This is a genomic window from Gemmatirosa kalamazoonensis (assembly GCF_000522985.1).
In the GTDB taxonomy this organism is placed as follows: Bacteria; Gemmatimonadota; Gemmatimonadetes; order Gemmatimonadales; family Gemmatimonadaceae; genus Gemmatirosa; species Gemmatirosa kalamazoonensis.
On sequence record NZ_CP007128.1, the window covers coordinates 4,680,019 to 4,698,906 of the forward strand.

Annotated in this window: 9 protein-coding genes and 2 pseudogenes; 7 read left to right on the top strand and 4 right to left on the bottom strand. The window is 73.4% G+C overall.

Annotated elements, in window-relative coordinates; genetic code table 11:
- The first annotated feature begins 137 nt into the window (after positions 1 to 137).
- The 3 genes from J421_RS32175 (at position 138) to J421_RS20440 (ending at position 5,112) form a co-directional block, all read left to right on the top strand.
- Entirely contained in the window at positions 138 to 1,643 is a 1,506-nt protein-coding gene (locus J421_RS32175; protein WP_025413032.1) for a methyl-accepting chemotaxis protein, read from the top strand.
- Positions 1,644 to 1,778: 135 nt separating this feature from the next.
- Positions 1,779 to 4,400 (top strand): zinc-dependent metalloprotease, encoded by a 2,622-nt coding sequence (locus tag J421_RS20435; protein ID WP_025413033.1) that lies wholly within the window; start codon positions 1,779 to 1,781, stop codon positions 4,398 to 4,400.
- A 181-nt stretch (positions 4,401 to 4,581) separates the two neighbouring features.
- Entirely contained in the window at positions 4,582 to 5,112 is a 531-nt protein-coding gene (locus J421_RS20440) for a hypothetical protein (protein WP_148306425.1), read from the top strand.
- 38 nt (positions 5,113 to 5,150) lie between these two features.
- Here the strand turns inward: J421_RS20440 and J421_RS20445 are convergent, their stop codons facing one another.
- Positions 5,151 to 5,915 carry a hypothetical protein gene (locus tag J421_RS20445; protein ID WP_025413035.1) on the bottom strand — a complete coding sequence of 255 codons (765 nt, stop codon included), beginning with the start codon at positions 5,913 to 5,915 and terminating at the stop codon, positions 5,151 to 5,153.
- Positions 5,916 to 6,071: 156 nt separating this feature from the next.
- Between J421_RS20445 and J421_RS20450 the strand changes: the two genes are divergently transcribed.
- From J421_RS20450 to J421_RS20460, 3 genes and pseudogenes are all read left to right on the top strand, one after another.
- Positions 6,072 to 7,265, top strand: a complete 1,194-nt coding sequence (locus J421_RS20450) for a S41 family peptidase (RefSeq protein WP_025413036.1) — start codon at positions 6,072 to 6,074, stop codon at positions 7,263 to 7,265.
- 125 nt (positions 7,266 to 7,390) lie between these two features.
- A complete protein-coding gene (locus J421_RS20455; protein ID WP_025413037.1) occupies positions 7,391 to 9,436 on the top strand; it encodes a M13 family metallopeptidase in 2,046 nt (681 codons plus the stop codon).
- 335 nt (positions 9,437 to 9,771) lie between these two features.
- Positions 9,772 to 11,726: pseudogene (locus J421_RS20460) on the top strand (sensor histidine kinase).
- A gap of 90 nt (positions 11,727 to 11,816) precedes the next feature.
- Here J421_RS20460 and J421_RS34655 read toward each other — a convergent pair.
- The 3 genes and pseudogenes from J421_RS34655 to J421_RS20475 all read right to left on the bottom strand — a co-directional run bounded on the left by J421_RS34655 (position 11,817) and on the right by J421_RS20475 (position 15,785).
- Positions 11,817 to 13,252 (bottom strand): annotated as a pseudogene (locus J421_RS34655) (coniferyl aldehyde dehydrogenase).
- A gap of 125 nt (positions 13,253 to 13,377) precedes the next feature.
- A complete protein-coding gene (locus J421_RS20470) occupies positions 13,378 to 13,647 on the bottom strand; it encodes an FtsX-like permease family protein (RefSeq protein WP_025413039.1) in 270 nt (89 codons plus the stop codon).
- A complete protein-coding gene (locus J421_RS20475; protein ID WP_025413040.1) occupies positions 13,617 to 15,785 on the bottom strand; it encodes an ADOP family duplicated permease in 2,169 nt (722 codons plus the stop codon). The genes J421_RS20470 and J421_RS20475 overlap by 31 nt, the downstream gene beginning before the upstream one ends.
- 219 nt (positions 15,786 to 16,004) lie before the next feature.
- Here J421_RS20475 and ppc point away from each other — a divergent pair, with 219 nt between their 5' ends.
- Positions 16,005 to 18,815 (top strand): phosphoenolpyruvate carboxylase, encoded by a 2,811-nt coding sequence (gene ppc, locus J421_RS20480; protein WP_025413041.1) that lies wholly within the window; start codon positions 16,005 to 16,007, stop codon positions 18,813 to 18,815.
- The last annotated feature ends 73 nt before the right edge of the window (positions 18,816 to 18,888 follow it).

Below are 18,888 nucleotides of genomic sequence, written 5' to 3' on the forward strand. Positions count from 1 at the left end.
CGAGAAGCAAGGGCGACGACTGCAGGCGACGGCCACGGGCGACGACTGCCGGCGAGGACCCGGGGCGGCGCTCAAGGCGCCGCGGCCGGATGCCGAGACTCCCACGGACTCGTCACGCCGTTCCGTCACCCTCCGCCATGCGGCTCCAGCTCCCCATCGCTCGCGTCGGTCTGCGCGCGCGGCTCTCGTTAGGCATCGGCGCCGTCGTCGCCGTCGTCGCAACGCACGCCGTCGTCGTGTACGTCGTCGTGCGCCTCGCCCCCGCGCTGCTCGTTCCGGCGCTGCTGGGCGGGATGGCCGCCGTCGTCGGGTGCGGGATCGCGCTCGCCCGCGCCGCCGTCCGGCGCGTCGTGGATCCGCTGGCGTCGCTCGCCGACCACGCGCGTCGCCTCGCGTACGGCGACCTCGGGGACCCGGAGCGCGACCCGGAGCGCGAGCTGCCGACGTTCGACGGCGGTGACGAGATCGCGGCGCTCGCCGACGCGCTGCGCGACGTCGTCGCGTATCAGCGCGAGGTGGCCGCCGCCGCGGAGCGGCTCGCGCGCGGCGACCTGTCGGGCGGGCTCGAGCCGCGGTCGCCCGACGACGTGGTGGCGCTACGCATGAACGCCGTGCGGGACGACGTGCGCGAGGTCATCGACACGACGCGCGCGATCGCCGCCGCGGCGCGCGCGGGACGGCTCGCCGAACGCGCCGAGTCGTGGCGCGCCGCGGGCGCGTACCGGATGCTGCTCGAGGAGCTGAACGCGACCGTGGACGCGGTCGTCGCTCCGGTCCATCGCGCGGTGAGCACGAGCGCCGAGGATCTCGACCGGCTGCGCGGCGAGGTCGCGGCGATCGCGCGGCGGCTGTCGGACACGTCGTCGCGCATCGGCGGCGAGAGCGACGCGCTCGCCCGCCACGCCGTCGAGCAGAGCACGTCGCTCGACGGGATCGCGACGAGCCTCGCCGCGCTCGCCGCCGCGACGGCGCGCCACTCGGCGACGGCGGCGGAGGTGCGTGGGCTCGTCGAGGGCGCGTGCGCGGTGGCCGACGACGGCGCGGCGGGCATGGCGCGCCTCACGAGCACGATCGCGGAGGTGGCGACGGCGGCGACGGCGACGCGGAAGGCGCTGAAGACGATCGACGCGATCGCGTTCCAGACGAACCTCCTCGCGCTGAACGCGGCGGTCGAGGCGGCGCGCGCCGGCGACGCCGGTCGCGGCTTCGCCGTCGTCGCGGAGGAGGTGCGCGCGCTGGCCGGGCGGTCGGCCGCGGCGGCGCGGGAGACGGCGGCGCTCGTCGACACCGCGGCCGGGCACGCGACCGCCGCCGTCGCGCTGAACGGCGCCGTCGAGGCGCGGCTGGCCGAGATCGCGGAGCAGGTGCGGCGCGTCGGGGCCGTCGTCGCCGCCGGCGCGGGAACGGGCGAGGCGCAGGCGATGCGCGTGCGGCAGGTCGGCGCCGCGCTGGAGGCGTTGCGCGCCGGCACGTCGCGGTGCGTCGCGCACGCGGACGCGTCGGCGGGCGCCGCGGCGGCGCTCGACGCGGAGAGCCGCGCGCTCGCGGCGCTCGTGACCGGCAGCGCGCCGCCGCCCGATCCGGCGCGGAAGCCGACCGGGTTCCGCAAGGAGCGGCGGCGGTCGGTGTGGGGCGACAACTGACCTCGCGACTGACCCCCCGCTGACGCCCCGCGCGGGCCTCAGCGCTTTGCAGCGCTAGCACGTCATAGGTACGAACTCCCGAACACCGGCCGATCCGTCGGCCGGGGTCGTTTCCTCGTACCGCGTGCCAACCGCATGACGAACCGAGTAGTCCCCCTGCTGGCGATCGCGGCCGCCGTCGCCGCGTGCTCGCACCAGGCAGCGAAGCCCGCCCCCACTCCCACGCCCACGCCGGGTGCGGCGCGCGGCGGCATCTCGCAGAATCCGGCCCCCGAGGGGCAGCCGCCCGCCGGCGACTCGACCGGCGCCGGCGGTGCCGGCGGTGGCGTCGCCGGACGCGGCGGCGTCCCCGGGCAGCCGCGCCCGTACAACCGCGTCATCACGCCCGGCGCGCGCACGCGGCGCGGCATGTTCGCCGTGCACCGCGTGAACGACCGGCTGTACTTCGAGATCCCGACGCGGGAGCTGAACAAGGACATGCTCGTCGTCGGCCGCTACACGCGCGCCGCGGCGTCGAACCCCACGACCGGCCAGGGCGGCGGCTTCGGCGAGTATGCCGGCGACCAGTTCAGCGAGCGCACGCTGCGCTGGGAGCGCAACGGCAACCGCGTCATCCTGCGCTCGCCGTCGTTCGCCATCACCGCGGACACCGCGGCGTCGGTGTATCGCGCGGTGGAGAACTCTAACTACGGGCCGATCATCGCGGTGCTGAACGTCGAGGCGTACGGCCCGGACAGCGCGGCCGTCGTCGACGTGACGCGGCTGTTCACGACGTTCGTGCCGGAGTTCGCGGCGATCCGCGGCAACACGCCGCAGACGATCGACCCGACGCGCTCGTACATCGAGCGCGCGCTCGCCTTCCCCGACAACGTGGAGGTCGAGGCGACGCAGACCGGTACGCCGGCGGCCGCCGGCGGCCCGGGCGGCGGGGGCGGGGGCGCGGGCGCCGGCGGCGCCGCGCGCAGCGCGCAGAGCGTGCTCGCGCACTGGTCGATCGTGCGGCTGCCGGAGCAGCCGATGATGCCGCGTCGGTTCGACGAGCGCGTCGGCTTCTTCTCCATCCGCAACGTGGACTTCGGCACGAACGAGCAGCGCTCGGCGCGCCGCGAGTACATCACGAAGTACCGTCTGGAGTGCGCCGGCGCGCCGGACGCGCAGGGGCTGTGCACGCCGAAGAAGCCGATCGTCTACTACGTCGACCCGGCGACGCCGGAGTGGCTCAAGCCGTGGATGCGCCGCGCGATCCTCGACTGGCAGCCGGCGTTCGAGGCGGCGGGCTTCCGCGACGGCATCGTCGCCGCGGACCCCCCGGCGAACGATCCCGACTGGTCGCCCGAGGACATCCGCCACACGGTGATCCGCTGGCTGCCGTCGACGGTGGAGAACGCGGTCGGTCCGCACGTCAGCGACCCGCGCACGGGCGAGATCCTGAACGGCTCGACGCGCATCTTCCACAACGTGATGAACCTCGCGCGCGAGTGGTACTTCACGCAGGTCTCACCGCTCGACCCGCGCGCGCAGCGGCTCCCGCTCCCCGACTCGCTCGTCGGCAAGCTGATGGAGTTCGTCGTCGCGCACGAGATCGGCCACACGTTGGGCCTCCAGCACGACCAGATCGGCTCCTCGACGTATCCGGCCGACAGCGTGCGCAGCGCGTCGTGGGTGCACCGCATGGGGCACTCGCCGTCGATCATGGACTACTCGCGCTTCAACTACGTCGCGCAGCCCGAGGACAAGATCGACGTGAACGACCTCGGCCCGAAGGTCGGCCCGTACGACAAGTTCGCGATCATGTGGGGCTACAAGCCGATCCCCGGCGCCCGTACGCCGGACCAGGAGCGGCCGACGCTCGAGTCGTGGGCGCGCATGCAGGACACGATCCCGTGGTATCGCTTCTCGGCCAACAACGAGTTCGGTCAGTTCGGCACGCTGAACGAGGCGGTGGGCGACGCCGACCCGGTGAAGTCCACGGCGTTAGGCTTCAAGAACCTCAAGCGCGTCGTGGGCTACGTGTACGACGCGACCGTCAGGCCGGGCGAGGACAACGACGAGCTGCAGGAGGTCTACGGGCGCGTCGTCAGCCAGTGGGCGACCGAGGCCGGCCACGTCGCGACGATGATCGGCGGCGGCACCGTGCAGTACAAGTCGGGCAGCCAGAAGGGCGCCGTGTACGAGCGCCTCTCGCGCGAGCGTCAGGCGGCGGCGGTGCGCTTCCTGAACGAGAACGTGTTCGAGACGCCGACGTGGCTCATCCGCCCCGAGATCGCGTCGCGCATCGAGGCGAGCGGCATGATCCAGCGCATCAACGGCGCGCAGACGCGCGTGCTCACGGCGGTGCTGAACGACGGGCGGCTCAACCGCCTGCTCGAGGGCGAGGCGCTGAACCCGACGAGCGCGTACAAGCTCGCGAACATGCTCGACGACCTGCGCCACGGCATCTGGTCGGAGATCTACACGGGCCGTCCGGTGATCGACGCGTACCGCCGCGAGCTGCAGAACGACTTCCTGACGCAGATCGACCGCAAGATCAACCCGCCGGCGACGCCCGCCGCGGGCGGTCAGGGCGGCGGTGGCGGCGGCTTCGGCCAGCCGCAGGCCCCGCTCGCCGACGACGCGAAGTCGCAGCTGCGCGGCGAGCTCGTGACGCTGCGCAACGACATCCAGCGCGCGATCGGCTCCGCCGGTGACCGCGCGACGACGCTGCACCTGCAGGGCATGGTGCACCGCATCGCGGACATCCTGGAGCCGAAGAAGTAACCTCCGCTGCGTCGCTGCGTCGCTGCGTCGCTGCGTGGCTGCGTGGCTGCGTGGCTGCGTGCTCGCGTGATCTCACGCAGCCACGCAGCCACGCAGCGCGTTTGGCACCCTGCGTTCGACGAGATCCGATCCGCAGCGCCACGGATTGGTCGCGCATCGGAGGCGGCGTTATGATGCGTGCATGAGCGAACAGACCGTCCAGCCAGGAGAGGCGCCGAGCTGCCCGAAGTGCGGCGGCGCGATGTGGGACAACCGCGAGTCGAAGCGCAACCCGCGCGCGCCCGACTTCAAGTGCCGCGACAAGGCGTGCGACGGCGTGATCTGGCCGCCGCGCGATGCGGTGCCGGCGCCCGCCGCGGCGACGGACACGACGTACGAGCCGCGCCAGTGGCCCGCTCCCGCCGGCACGCCCGACGACCCCGCGTGCCCCGTCTGCGGCGGCAAGATGTGGGACGACCGCACGTCCAAGCGCAACCCGCGGGCGCCGGACTTCAAGTGCCGCAACAAGCCCAAGGTCATGGGCGGTCCCGGCTGCCCCGGCGTCATCTGGCCGCCGCGCGAGGGCGAGTCGCGCGCCCCCGCGGCGGCCGGCGCGCGTCCGGCCGCGCCGCGCCCCGCCGCCCGCCCCGCTCCGCCGCCGCCCGCCCACGACGCGCCGCCGCCGTCGGACAACGACTATCCCGGCTACGACGACGAGGACCTGCCCTTCTAGGGCAGGAGGGCAGGAGGGCAGGAGGGCACGAGGAGCGATCAGCCTCTCGTGCCCTCCTGCGCTCCTGCCCTCGTGCCCTCGACGTACCCCGCCAGCCGGTCGGCGAGTGACGAGAGCTGACCGGCGCGGCGGCGGACGATGCGCGTGAAGATCGTGCGCGCGAGGCCGTAGCTGCCGGCGATCAGCAACCCCCACAGCCCGGCGGCGGCGAGGGCGGAGTGCAGCACGGCGAGTCCGGTCCCGACGGCGATGCCGCTCCCCCCGCCGCCGACGCCGCCCATGATGCCCCCGAACAGGCCGCCGGCGAGCGACGTCACCCGCTCCTCGACACGGATGGCCGTGCGGCCGCCACGCGCGACCACGGTGACGCTGACCTGGCGCGACCCCGCCTGCCCTCGCTGCATCGCCGGGGTCGAGCCCCACGCGAGCGTGCGCCCCAGCATGCTGAACGTGCCGACGTCGTTCATGGAGCGGCGGATCTCGTCGACGAGCACGTCGTACTCCGCGGGCGGCACCTCGCCGTCGACGACGCGCTCGTAGCGCAGCAGCGTCGGCGCGCCAAGGAAGCCACCGCCGGGGCCCGGGAGCGCCGCGGCGGCCGCGTCGCGCGGCGACAGCTCGGCCGCCGCCTGGCGCACGAGCGCCGGGTCGAGCCCCGCCTCGCGCGCCACCGACTCGAGGTCGGCGAGCGACATCCCACCGGCGTCGCTCTGCCGCGCCTCCTGCAGCTCCCCCGCCCGGCGCAGGATGAGCGACACCTCGTCGTCGTCGAATCGGCGGCCGTCGGGCGGCGGGCTGGTCATGCCCCGAATGTACAAGGGACAAACGGAACTCGGGTGTTACCCGTGGAGTGGGCGAGGCTGCTCGATTCGTGACGCGGCGTGCCTCTTGCCCGGTCCGTGGAAGTCGGGTGCGTCTTCCACGATCTCGCGCCGGACACCTCCAAGTCATACACCGCCATGCGATTCCCTCGTTTCGGGGTCCTCGCCGCGACGGCGCTCGTCGCGGCCTGCGGCTCGAAGGACAACGGCACCACCGAGCCGGTCACGCCGACGACCGGGATGTCGACGACGGCGCGCGCGTACCTCACGGAAGCGCTCGACTTCGAGCAGGACGTCTTCTACTGGGGCGACAAGATCAACTGGACGACGATGCGCGCCGACGTCATGTCGAAGGCGGCGAACGCGCAGAAGCCGTCGGACACGTACAACGCCATCCAGTACTCGATCGACCACTACTTCCGGCCGCTCGGCGACTTCCACAGCGGCTTCTGGCCGCCGAGCGAGGCACCCGGGCGCACCGACAGCCCGCCGAACAACCCGCTGTACCTCGTGCAGGGGCAGATGCTCGGCAAGGTCGCCTATCTGTACGTGCCGACGTTCGCCGGCCTGAACCCGAAGGGGCGCGCCGACACGACGCTCGCGATGATCAAGGCGCTCGACGCGAACAAGCCGTGCGGCTGGATCATCGACCTGCGCACGAACCCCGGCGGCACGTGGGCGGCGATGTTCGCCGGCCTGAACCCGCTCGTCGGCGACGGCCAGTTCGCGGGTCTCGTCGACAACACGAACGCGAAGGCGTACTTCTACGTCCAGAACGGCGAGGCCGGGATCTACGACCCGTCGACGCGGAAGAACTACCCGCAGGTCACCGCGTCGAGCACGTACACGCTCAATCATCCCAACCCGCCGGTCGCGCTGCTCCAGGGCCCGTGGACGGCGAGCGCGGGCGAGATCATCCTGCTCGCGTTCAAGGGCTATCCGAACGCGACGAGGTCGTTCGGCACGAACTCCTCGGGCGACACCACGGTGCCCGCGGGCGAGTACCTGCCGCCGGACAGCGCGTACCTGAACATCACCGCGGCGATCATGTTCGACCGCACCGGAAAGCTCTACGGCAACGCGATCACGCCGGACCAGGTCATCCCGTCCGACACGACGTACAACCGCTCCCCCGGCGCCAGGGACCTCTCCACGACGGCGGCGTTGAACTGGCTCGCCACGCGGCCGGAGTGCGGCGGCACCGGCTCGACGCAGGACCTGCCGGCGCTGCGCGCGAACCCGGACGCGTTCCCGCAGTCCACCGGCCCGCGCACGCGGCCGCTCAACGTGAGCCCGTACTTCCTCACGAACCGGGCGGCGACGACGTTCTGACGGCGACCTTGTAACGGCGACCTGCGAACGGCGACCTTGTCAGTGCGACAGGTCGCCGTTTTCAGTCGCCGTTCACGGGTCGCCCTGCTCGTGCCGCCCTCACAAGGTCGCCGTCGACAGCCCCCATGCGTCTCCTCGCTCTCGCCGCCCTCGTCGCCGTCAGTGAGGCGGCCGCGCAGCCGCCCGCGTCGATCGTTCCCGTCCCGCTGAAGGTGGTCGATCCGGCGTTCGTCGACACCACGGCGAAGGCGTGCACGGACTTCTTCCAGTACGCGAACGGTGCGTGGCTGGCGAAGGACACCATCCCCGCCGCGTACTCGTCGTCGGGCGTCGGCCGCGACATGAGCGACCGCAACGAGCTCGTCGTGCGCTCGGTGCTCGAGGACGTGCTGGCGCGGCGCGCGACGCTCGCGGCGGAGACCACGCCGCACAAGCTCGCGACGTTCTACGGCACGTGCATGGACTCGACGGCCGCGGAGCGCACGGGCGTGTCGGCGGTGAAGCCGCTGCTCACGGCGATCGACGGCATCGCGTCGCGCGCGGGGCTCGTGCAGCAGATCGCGGCGCTGCAGGCGCAGGGCGTCAACGTCGCGTTCGGGTTCGGCCCCGAGGTCGGGCGGCACGACGCGGCCCACTACGTCGCCGGCGTCTACCAGGGCGGGCTCGGTCTCCCCGACCGCGACTACTACTTCGAGAAGGGCGCCGCCGGCGACTCCACGCGGCGCGCGTACGTCACGTACCTCGCGCGGCTGCTCGAGCTCGCGGGCACGCCGGCCGCCGAGTCGCGGCGCGTCGCGGGGCGCGTGCTCGCGTTCGAGACGTCGCTCGCCGCCGCGTCGATGACGCGCGTCGCGCAGCGCGACCCGGCGGCGACGGACCATCTCATGCCGTTAGGCCGCCTGCGCGCGCTCGCCCCGCACGTCGCGTGGACGGACTACTTCAGCGCGGTGGGGATCACGTCGCCGGTGCAGCAGGTGAACGTCGGCATGCCCGACTTCGTGAAGCGCGTCGACAGCCTCGTCGCGCGCGCGCCGCTGTCGGACTGGCGCGCGTACCTGCGCGCGCACGTGCTCGCCGAGACGGCGCCGTGGCTCAGCGCGCCGTTCGTCGACGAGAGCTTCGCGTTCACGTCGCGCTTCACGGGAGCGAAGGCACAGCTGCCCCGCTGGAAGCGCTGCCTGCGCGAGGCCGACGCGGACCTCGGCGAGGCGCTCGGCGAGAGCTACGTCGCGAAGACGTTCTCGCCCGAGGCGCGCGCGCGGGCGAAGGCGGTCATCGACGACATCCGCGCCGCGTTCGGCGAGCGGCTCAAGCGGCTCACGTGGATGTCGGACTCCACGCGCGCGCAGGCGCTCGACAAGCTCGCGCGGATGGGCGAGAAGGTCGGCTACCCGGAGCGGTGGCGCGACTACGGGAAGCTCGACGTGCAGGACGGGCCGTTCGCGCTGAACGTGCTGCGCGCGCACTCGTTCGAGTGGCAGCGCACGATCAACCGCCCCGGAGCGCCGGTGGACACGACGGAGTGGAACATGACCGTGCCCACCGTGAACGCGTACTACGACCCGTCGAAGAACGAGATGGTGTTCCCCGCCGGCGCGCTCGCGCCGCAGACGTTCGATCCCGCGGCCGACGACGGCGCGAACTACGGCGCGTTAGGCGGCAGCTGGGCCGGCCACGAGCTGACGCACGGCTTCGACGACGAGGGCCGCCACTTCGATGCCGCGGGCAACCAGCGCGATTGGTGGACGCCGACGGACTCGCTCCGCTTCACGCAGCAGGCGCAGCGCGTCGTCGACCAGTTCGACACGTACGTGCAGGTGGACACGTTCCACGTGAACGGCAAGCTGACGTTGGGCGAGAACATCGCCGACTACGGCGGCGTGCTCACCGGGTTCGACGCGCTGCAGCGCGCGCTCGCACGCAACGGGCGGCCGGCGCTCATGGACGGCTACACGCCCGAGCAGCGCTTCTTCCTCGGCTACGCGCAGAGCTGGCGCGAGCACACGCGGCCCGAGGCGATGCGCACGCGCGTGACGACGGACCCACACGCGCCGGCGCGCTGGCGCGTGAACGGCCCGCTGTCGAACAGCGAGGCGTTCGCGCGCGCGTGGGGGTGCAAGCCGGGCGATCCCATGGTCCGGCCGCGCGAGGTCGTGCCGCAGATCTGGTAACGACATCCAACCGCGGAGGCCGCAGAGGGCCGCGGAGGACTGCCTCTTCGTATTGAACCACAGAGGACACGGAGGACACGGAGGAGAACCCTTCAAGAGCGTGGGTTTCCTCCGTGTCCTCCGTGTCCTCTGTGGTAAGAAGCCGTTGCCGTTCTCTGCGGCCCTCTGCGGCCCTCTGCGGTTCAACCGAAGCGGTCCTGCCTTGCGGCCATTCCCGGGCCGCGAGAGCTTAGCGCAGGGACCGCCCGCGCGGAGCGGCCCGAAGCCGTTCTCCTCCTTCACCGGAGTGCTGCGCCGCTTCGGCGGCGGCGGCGACCGACATGAACGCGGACGACATGGAAGTGCCGGAGGTCTCCGCGCTGGAACCGCTTCCCATCGGTGAGGAGCGAGCCGAGGACTGGCCGCTCCTCGACCGGCGGAGCGCGGATCGACCGCGCGCGACGCCCACGGACGCCGAGACCGCGCTGCGCCGCGCTGCCGACCGGCTCGCGCGCCTCCAGTCGGTCACCGCATCGCTCGCCGCCGCCGTCGACACGGCGGCCATCGGCGACCGCGTCACGGACGCGCTGCTCGGCGCCACGGGGGCCGCCGCGGCCGCGCTCCGCGTGCTCGCGCGCGACGCCGACGGCGCGCCGGTCCTCCGACTGGTGCACGCGCGCGGCTACTCCGACGACATGCTCGCCGCCGCCGACCTTCCGCTCGACGCGTCGACGATCGCCGCCGAGGCCGCGCGCGACGGCGCGCCGGTGTTCCTCGAGTCGCGCGCCGATTGGGAGCGGCGCTTTCAGCCGCACACCGAGCTGCACGCCGCGGCGGGCTTCGAGGGTGCGGCCGCGCTGCCGTGCGAGACGGAGGACGTGTCGTGCGTGCTCGCGATCAGCTTCGCCGGCCCGCATCCGTTCGACGCCGACGAGCGCGCGATGCTGCAGACGATGGCCGAGGAGACGGCGATCGCGCTCGGCCGCGCGCGGCTCGCCGAGCGTGCCGCGCGTCAGGCGCGCCGCTTCGCGTTCCTCGCCGACGTGTCGCGCGCGTTGTCGATGCCGACCGAGGTCGACGAGACGCTGGCGCTGATCGCGCGTCTGCCGGTGCCCGATCTCGCGGACTACTGCATCGTGTACCGGCTCGGCGCCGACGGTCGCGTGCACCGCGTCGCGCGCGCGCACGCCGACTCGGCACGGGAGGCGGTACTCGACGCGCTCGAGCGACACTTCCCGCTCGACGCCGACTCCGAGCTGCCCGCCGCGCGCGTGATGCGCACCCAGCAGTCGGTGTTCTCGCCGCGGCTGCGCCCCGAGGATCTGCGCGCCGCCGCGCCCGACGCGCGCTACATGGAGCTGCTCGACCAGCTGGAGCTGCGCTCGGGCATCACGATCCCGCTCGTCGCGCGCGGCCGGTCGCTCGGCGCGATCGTGTTCGCGCGCAGCGCGGCGTCGAAGCGCGTGTTCGACGACGACGACCGCGACGCGGCGCACGCGTTCGCCGAGCGCGCCGCGCTCGCGCTCGACACCACGCGTCTGCTCGCCGAGGCGCGCCAGGCGCACGCCGAGGCCGAGGTGGCGCGCGCGCAGGCCGAGCTGGCGCGCGCGCAGGCGGAGGCGGCGAGCCGCGCGCGCGAGGACTTCGTCGCGCGCATGAGCCACGAGCTGCGCACGCCGTTGAACGCCATCGGCGGCTACGCGGAGCTGATCGAGATGGGCGTGCGGGGCCCGGTCACCGAGCAGCAGCGCGAGGACCTGCGCCGGCTGCAGCGCGCGCAGCGGCACCTGCTCGGCCTCATCAACCAGGTGCTCGCGTACGCACGCGCGGGAAGCGGCGGCATCACGTACGACATCACCGACGTGCCGATCGACGACGTGCTGCGCTCGGTGGAGGCGCTCATCGCGCCGCAGATCCGCGCGAAGGGGATCCTCTACGAGTACACGCCGTGCGACGGCGCGGCGACGCTGCGGGCCGACGCGGTGAAGCTGCGCCAGATCGTGCTCAACCTGCTCTCGAACGCGGTGAAGTTCACCGAGCCGGGGGGCCGCATCGGCGTGCAGTGCGAGCTGCAGGCCGACGTCGCGGCGATCCGCGTGCGCGACACGGGGCTCGGCGTGCCCCGGAGCAGCTCGAGGCGATCTTCGAGCCGTTCGTGCAGGCGGCACCGACGCACCGCGGCCTGCGCGACGGCGTCGGCCTCGGTCTCGCCATCAGCCGCGAGCTCGCCCGCGCGATGGGCGGCGACCTCACCGTGGAGAGCGCGTTAGGCGCCGGCTCCACGTTCACGCTGAAACTGAAGAGGGCATGAGGGCATGAGGGCATGAGGGCAGGAGGGCGGGAGGGCAGGAGCGATCGCCTCTCCTGCCCTCCTGCCCTCCTGCCCTCCTGCCCTCCTGCCCTAGAGCCTCATCAGGCGGTCCACGAGCGCCCGCGTGCGCGCCGTGTACGGCGGCCACACGAGCTTCAGCGCGGAGAGTCTCGACTGCAGCATGACGCCCTTCTTCTTGGAGAAGCGCTCGAAGCCGTCGAAGCCGTGGTAGTGGCCCATGCCGCTGGGCCCCACGCCGCCGAACGGGAGGTTGTCCTGGCCGAGGTGGTACACGACGTCGTTCACCGTCACGCCGCCGGACGTCGTGCGCTCGAGCACGAGGTTCACGCGTCGGCCGTCGTCGTCGAAGTAGTACAGGGCGAGCGGACGCGGGCGCGCGTTCACGTAGTCGATCGCGTCCTCCAGCGCGTCGTACGGCACGAGCGGCAGCAGCGGGCCGAAGATCTCCTCCTGCATGACCGCCAGATCCTCCGGCGGGTCGACGAGCAGCGTCGGCGGCAGCACGCGGTTGTCGATCGTGCACCGCTCGCCGGCGGGGTTCACCTCGACGACCTCCACGCCGCGGACGCGCGCCTCCTCGACGTAGCCGGCGAGCCGCGTCCAGTGCGCGGCGTTCACCACGCGCGTGTAGTCGCGTGTCTCGACGAGCCGCGGAAAGCGCTCGGCGACGAAGCGAGCGGCGGCGTCGCGGAATGCCGTCATGCGCGCGCGCGCGGCACGAGCACGTAGTCGGGCGCCACGCACGTCTGCCCGGCGTTGTACAGCTTCCCCATCAGGATGCGCTCGACCGCGCGCTCGAGCGGCGCGTCGGCGTGCACGATCGCCGGCGACTTGCCGCCCAGCTCCAGCGTCACCGGCGTGAGGTGCTCGCTCGCGGCGCGCATCACGAGCTTGCCGACGCGCGTCGAGCCCGTGAACACGAGATGGTCGAACGGCAGCGCGGAGAACTCGGCGGCCACCTCGGGGCCGCCGGTGACGACCGCCACGCGCTCCGGCGGGAACCGCTCGGCGACGATCCGCGCGATGAGATCCGCGGTGCGCGGCGTGATCTCGCTCGGCTTCACGATGACGTGGTTCCCCGCCGCGAGCGCGCCGACGAGCGGCGAGAGCGTGAGCAGCACCTGATAGTTCCACGCGCCGATGACGCCGACGACGCCTAACGGCTGGTACATCACGCGCGCCCGCGCCGGCAGCAGGAACCACGTCGGCCGCACGGCGCGCGGCTTCATCCACGCGCGCAGGTGGCGGCGTGCGTTGCGGAGTTCCTCGCGCAGCGGCAGCAGCTCGAGCAGCAGTGTCTCCTCGCGCGCCCGCCCACCGAAGTCCTCCGACACGCCGTCGGCGAGCTCCTCCTGGTGCGCCCGCAGCGCGTCGGCGAGCGACTCCAGCGCCTCGATGCGCGCGTCGTAGTCCGGCGCCCCCGCGGCGAACGCGCGCCGCTGCGCGTCGAGCAGCGACGCGAGCGATGGACGATCGACAGCGGGGGGCGCGGCCGTGACGGTCATGCAGGAGAAGATAGTCGGGACTCGGGACTCGGGACTCGGGACTCGGGACTCGGGACTGGGGACTGGGGACTCGGGAGTCCGCAGCCCCGAGTCCCGAGTCCGGAGTCCCGAGTCCCGACTACCTCTCACTCCGCGCGCAGCGCCCCGATCGGATCCACGCGGCTGGCCCGCAGCGCGGGGACGAGGCACGCCGCGATGCCGGTGCCGCCGAGCACCGCGACGACGCCGAGCATCACGACCGGGTCGCCGGGCTTCACGCCGAACATCAGCCCGCGCAGGAGCTGCGACAGCCCCACGCCGAGCGCGAGGCCGAGCGCGCCACCGAGGGCCAGCTGCGCGCCGCCCTGGCGGAGCACGAGGCGCATCACGCCGCCCGTGGTCGCGCCGAGCGCCATGCGCACGCCCAGCTCGCGCGCGCGCGCCGCGCCACCGACGCGGCCATCACCGCGTACAGCCCGAGCGCGGCGAGGAACAGCGCCGTCGCGCCGAAGATGCTGAACGTGCCGCCGAACACGCGGTAGAACCACGTGCGCCGCGCGATGCGTCCGGCGAGCGTCTCGACCTCGCTCACCGCGACGTCCGGATCCACCGCGGCGACCGCGGCGCGCATGCGGGGCGCGAGCGACGTCGAGCCGTGCGCGCCGACGACGATCCAGCGGTCCGGCCACTGGAGCAGCGGCACGTAGAACGCCTCCTGGATGCTGAGCGCGTTCGTGCCGCCGGGCGAGACGTCGGGCGCGATGCCGACGATGGTGAGCGTGCGCGTGCGGTTCTCCGACCACCGGACCACGAGCCGCTGGCCGATCGGGTCCTTGCCGGCGAAGTGACGGCGCACGTACTCCGCGTTCACGAGCGCCACGTCGGGCGCGCCGGCGCGGTCGCGCGCGTCGAAGTCGCGGCCCACCACCGGACGCGCGCCGACCGCGGCGAAGTACCCCGGCGACACCACCACACGGAGCGCGATCTGCGGCCGGCCCTCGCGCTCGGGCTCCGTCTCCGGCCGCGTCGGGAGCACCGGCGAGCCGTCCGCCACCGGCATCGCGTTCGCCAGCGTCGCGTTAGGCACGCCCGCGGCGCGCAGCCGCGCCAGCAGGTCGTCGGCGAACCGCTGCACGCCGGACGAGTCGTGATCGTAGCGCGGCGGGAGCATGAGGTTGGCCACCACCGTGCCGCGCGCGTCGACGCCGAAGTCGCGCGTGCGGAGCTTCGCGACCGTGCTCACCATCATCCCCGCGGCGACGAGGAGCCCGCACGACAGCGCCAGCTCCGCCACCACGAGCGCGCGGCTCACCCGCCCCACGCGGAAGCCCGACGTGCCGCGCATGCCATCCTTCAGCACCTCGCCGACGCCGGCGCGCGAGGCGTGCAGCGCCGGCAGGCACCCCGAGACGAGCGCCGCGGTCGCCGTCGCCGCGGCGACGAAGCCGAGCACGCGCGGGTCCATGCGGAGCACGATCCAGAACGGCGGCTCGGTGTCGACGATCGCGTGCGAGAACATCCGCATGCCGACCCACGCGATGCCGAGTCCCGCGATCGCTCCGACGGCCGCGAGCGCGAGCGACTCGGTGAGGAACAGCGCGACCACGCGTGCGCGCGACGCGCCCAGCGCCGACCGCACGGCGATCTCGCGCGCGCGGTGCGCCGCACGCGAGAGCAGCAGGTTCGCGACGTTCACGCACGCCACGACGAGCACCAGCATCACCGCGGCAAGCATCACCCACAGCAGCTTCGCGTCCTCGCCGCCGGTGAACGCCGCGACGTATCCCTGCACCTCGGCGCGCGCGCCCTGCTCCGCGTCGCCGTGCTCGCGGTCGATCGCGGACTGCAGCGCGGTGAGCTCGCGCGTCGCCGCCTCCTTCGTGGCACCGGGGCGCAGGCGACCGAACACCTCGATCCACTGCCCCGCGTCGCGCTCGTACGCCGAGCGGTCGAGCCGCATCGGCACCCACAGGTCGGACGTCACCGGGAACCGGAATCCCTTCGGCATCACTCCGATCACCGTCGCCGCCTCGCCGTCGACGCGGATCGATCTGCCGAGCACCTTCGGGTCCGCCTGGAATCGCGCGCGCCACACCTCGTCGCTCAGCACGGCGACGAGCGGCGCGCCCTTCACGTCGTCGCCGCTCGCGAAGTCGCGGCCGAGCGCGGGCTGCATGCGCAGCAGCGCGAACGCGCCCGCCGTGATGCGTGCGCCGCGCACGCGCTCGGGGCGGTCGTCGCCGCTCAGGTTCATCGGCGACTCCTCGAACGCCGCGATCCCTTCCAGTGCGCGCTGCCGCTCGCGCATGGCGAGGAAGTCGCGCACGAGCACACCCATGCGCTGCCCCTTCTCGGGGATCATGCGCGTCACCGTCACCACGCGGTCGCCCGCGGGGAACGGCAGCCCGCGCAGCATCGCGGCGTCGATGATGGAGTAGATCGCGGTCGTGAGGCCGATGCCGAGCGCCATCGCGACGACGGCGGTCACGGCGAGCCACGGGCTCCCGCGGAGCGAGCGGACGGAGTAGCGGAGGTCGTGAACGAAGCCGTTCATGGCGCGCGACGGAAGCGGAATTCGACGGGGCCTGCCGGGAACGAGATCGTGTACGGCGATCGTGGTCGCCGCGTTTCGTTCACTGCGGGCGGAGGGACGAGGTCACGGCCGCTGGGGATGAAGCGATCGTCGGGATCTCGCGATCCGACCGATCGCCTTTGGATCTCCGGAGAGTCCTCGCCTCGCCCCTGCCCCCTCATCGCCCGTACATTGCCGCGCATGCCGACGACGGAATCCACACCGGCCCCGGCGCCCGAGCCGACGCCCCGCCCCGAGGACCTGCCGCTCCACGAGGACGTGCGCCGCCTCGCCGCGACGCTCGGCCGCGTCATCCATCGCATCGAGGGCGAGGAGGCGTTCCGCACGGTGGAGGACCTGCGCCGCGCGTGTCGCGCACGCCGCCGCGGCGACGCGGGTGCGCTCGACCTCGACGCGCTGCTCGACCACGTCGACGCGCTGCCTCTCGCGCTGTGCGCGCTCTCGGCCCGCGCGTTCACGCTGTTCTTCCTGCTCATCAACACCGCCGAGCAAGTGCACCGCGTGCGGCGACGCGCGACGTACGCGCAGCACGAGGGCGGCGACGCACCGCAGGTGGCGTCCGCGCGGTGGACGATGCGGCGGCTGCGCGAGAGCGGCCGGAACGCCGCCGAGGTGGCGCGCGCCGTCGAGCGGCTCGACGTGCGTCCCGTGCTCACGGCGCACCCCACGGAGAGCACGCGCCGCACGCTGCTCGGCCTGCAGGCGCGCGTCGCCGACCTGCTGCTGCGCCGCGCCGACGCGTCGGACTCCGAGCGGCGCGCGATCGACGATGCGCTCGAGGGCGAGGTGGAGCTGCTCTGGCTCACCGCGGAGGTGCGCCACGACCGCCCGTCGGTGCTCGACGAGGTGAGCACGGTGCTGTGGTACCTCGAGACGCGCCTGCTCGACGCGAGCGCGCGCACGCAGGACGCGCTCGTGCGCGCGTACGAGGCGGAGTTCGGCGCCGCGTCGGACGCCGTCAGGCTCGCCGTGCCGCTGCGCATCGGCAACTGGGTGGGCGGCGATCGCGACGGCAATCCGTTCGTGACGCCCGAGGTCACCGTCGCCGCGGCGCGCCGCGCGAGCCACGTCATCCTCGGCCGCTACCGCGACGTCGTGGACGGGTTGATCGAGCGGCTGTCGCTCGCCGCGCACATCGCGCCGCCGCCGGCTGCGCTGCTGGAGACGCTGGAGAGCGACAGGGCGGTGCTCCCCGAGGTGTGGGAGGCGAACCGCCGCCGAAACGCCGACGAGCCGCTGCGGCTCAAGCTCACGTTCATGGCCGCCCGGCTCGACGCGACGCGGCGGCGCGTGGCGTCGCGCGACGCGGGACGGCCCGCGCACGAGCCGGCGGCGTACGACGACGTCGCGGCGTTCGAGCGCGACCTGCAGCTCGTGCGCGGCTACCTGCTCGACGCGGGCGCGGCGGAGGCGTGCCGCACCGCATTCGACCCGCTGCTCGCGCGCGTGCGCGCGTACGGCTTCCACGGGTTCCGCATGGACGTCCGCGACCACGCCGACGTGCACGCCGCGGCGCTCGACGACCTCGCGGCGCAGGTCGGGTTAGGCACCCTGGACGCCGACGCGATGCGGCGCGAGCTGCTCGGCCGGCGTCCGCTCGTCGGACCGCACGTGCCGCTCGCCGACGCGACCCGCCGCGTGCTCGACACGTTCCGCGCCGTCCGCGTCGTGCAGGACGAGAGCGGCGAGCCGGCGGCGTCCACGTACATCGTGTCGATGGCGACGTGCGCCGAGGATCTGCTGCGCGTGCTGGTGCTCGCGCGCGAGGCGGGGCTCGTCGATCTCGCGGCCGATCCGCCGGTCTCGCGCATCGACACCGTGCCGCTGTTCGAGACGCTCGACGATCTGGAGCGCGCGCCCGACGTGCTGCGCGCGCTGTTCGCCGACGAGGTGTACGCGCGGCAGCTCGCGGCGCGCGGCCGTCGGCAGCAGGTGATGATCGGCTACTCCGACTCGGGCAAGGACGCGGGGATGCTCGCGTCGTCGTGGGCGCTGTACCGCGCGCAGGAGATGCTCTCCGCGGTGTGCCGCGAGCACGGCATCGATCTGCGGCTGTTCCACGGCCGCGGCGGGAGCGTGGGACGCGGCGGGGGCTCGCCGGTGTACCGCGCGCTCGCCGCGCTGCCGCCAGGCACGAACGAAGGCCTCATCAAGATCACCGAGCAGGGCGAGATCATCTCGCAGCAGTTCGGCCTCGCGCCGATCGCCGAGCGCACGTTCGAGGTGACGCTGAGCGGCACGCTGCTGCACGCGTTCACCGACTGGCGCGACCGCGTCGACCCGGCCGAGGTGGCGCGCTTCCGCGAGACGATGGACGCGCTGGCCGCGCGATCGCTCGACCTGTACCGCGACCTCGTGCATCATGGCGACGCGCTGTTCGCGCTGTTCCTCACCGCGACGCCGGTGACCGAGCTCGCGGCCGCGCGCTTCGGCTCGCGTCCCGCCTACCGGCCGGGCGCGAAGCCCGGCATCGAGGGCATTCGCGCGATCCCGTGGCAGTTCGGCTGGACGCAGATCCGTCTCATGCTCCCCGGCTGGCTCGGCGTCGGCAGCGCGCTCGCCGAGCTCGCGGCGAAGCCGGGCGGCCTCGACGTGCTGCGCCGCATGGCCGAGGCGTGGCCGTTCTTCGACGACCTGCTGGCGAAGATCGAGATGGTGTGCGCGAAGGCCGACCTCGAGATCGCGCGCGCGTACGTGGAACGGTTAGGCGGCGACGTGCAGCTGCTCGCCGAGCTGGACGCCGAGTACGCGCGCACGGTCGACGCGCTGCTGCGCATCCGTGGCACGGGACACCTCGTGAACGACTCCGACGTGCTGCGCGCGGCGATCACGCTGCGCAACCCGTACGTCGACGCGCTGTCGCTGCTGCAGATCACGCTGCTGCGCCGCAAGCGCGCCGCCGCGGAGGGGAGCGACGAGCGTGCGCGCGCCGAGGAGGCCGTCGCGGCGACGCTGAGCGGCATCGCGCAGGGGCTGCGCAACACCGGCTGAGCGCGCTCCCGCGGCATGTGGCGGACGTTCGCGCTCGGTCGCTGAGGCGACGACCGCACCCCAGAACGCAGAG

Bases quoted from the DNA above. Each gene is read 5' to 3' on its own strand.
- J421_RS32175 (WP_025413032.1), top strand. From the start codon at position 138: ATGCGGCTCCAGCTCCCCATCGCTCGCGTCGGTCTGCGCGCGCGGCTC.
- J421_RS20435 (WP_025413033.1), top strand. From the start codon at position 1,779: ATGACGAACCGAGTAGTCCCCCTGCTGGCGATCGCGGCCGCCGTCGCC.
- J421_RS20445 (WP_025413035.1), bottom strand. From the start codon at position 5,915: ATGACCAGCCCGCCGCCCGACGGCCGCCGATTCGACGACGACGAGGTG.
- J421_RS20440 (WP_148306425.1), top strand. From the start codon at position 4,582: ATGAGCGAACAGACCGTCCAGCCAGGAGAGGCGCCGAGCTGCCCGAAG.
- J421_RS20475 (WP_025413040.1), bottom strand. From the start codon at position 15,785: ATGAACGGCTTCGTTCACGACCTCCGCTACTCCGTCCGCTCGCTCCGC.
- ppc (WP_025413041.1), top strand. From the start codon at position 16,005: ATGCCGACGACGGAATCCACACCGGCCCCGGCGCCCGAGCCGACGCCC.
- J421_RS20455 (WP_025413037.1), top strand. From the start codon at position 7,391: ATGCGTCTCCTCGCTCTCGCCGCCCTCGTCGCCGTCAGTGAGGCGGCC.
- J421_RS20450 (WP_025413036.1), top strand. From the start codon at position 6,072: ATGCGATTCCCTCGTTTCGGGGTCCTCGCCGCGACGGCGCTCGTCGCG.
- J421_RS20470 (WP_025413039.1), bottom strand. From the start codon at position 13,647: ATGGCGCTCGGCGCGACCACGGGCGGCGTGATGCGCCTCGTGCTCCGC.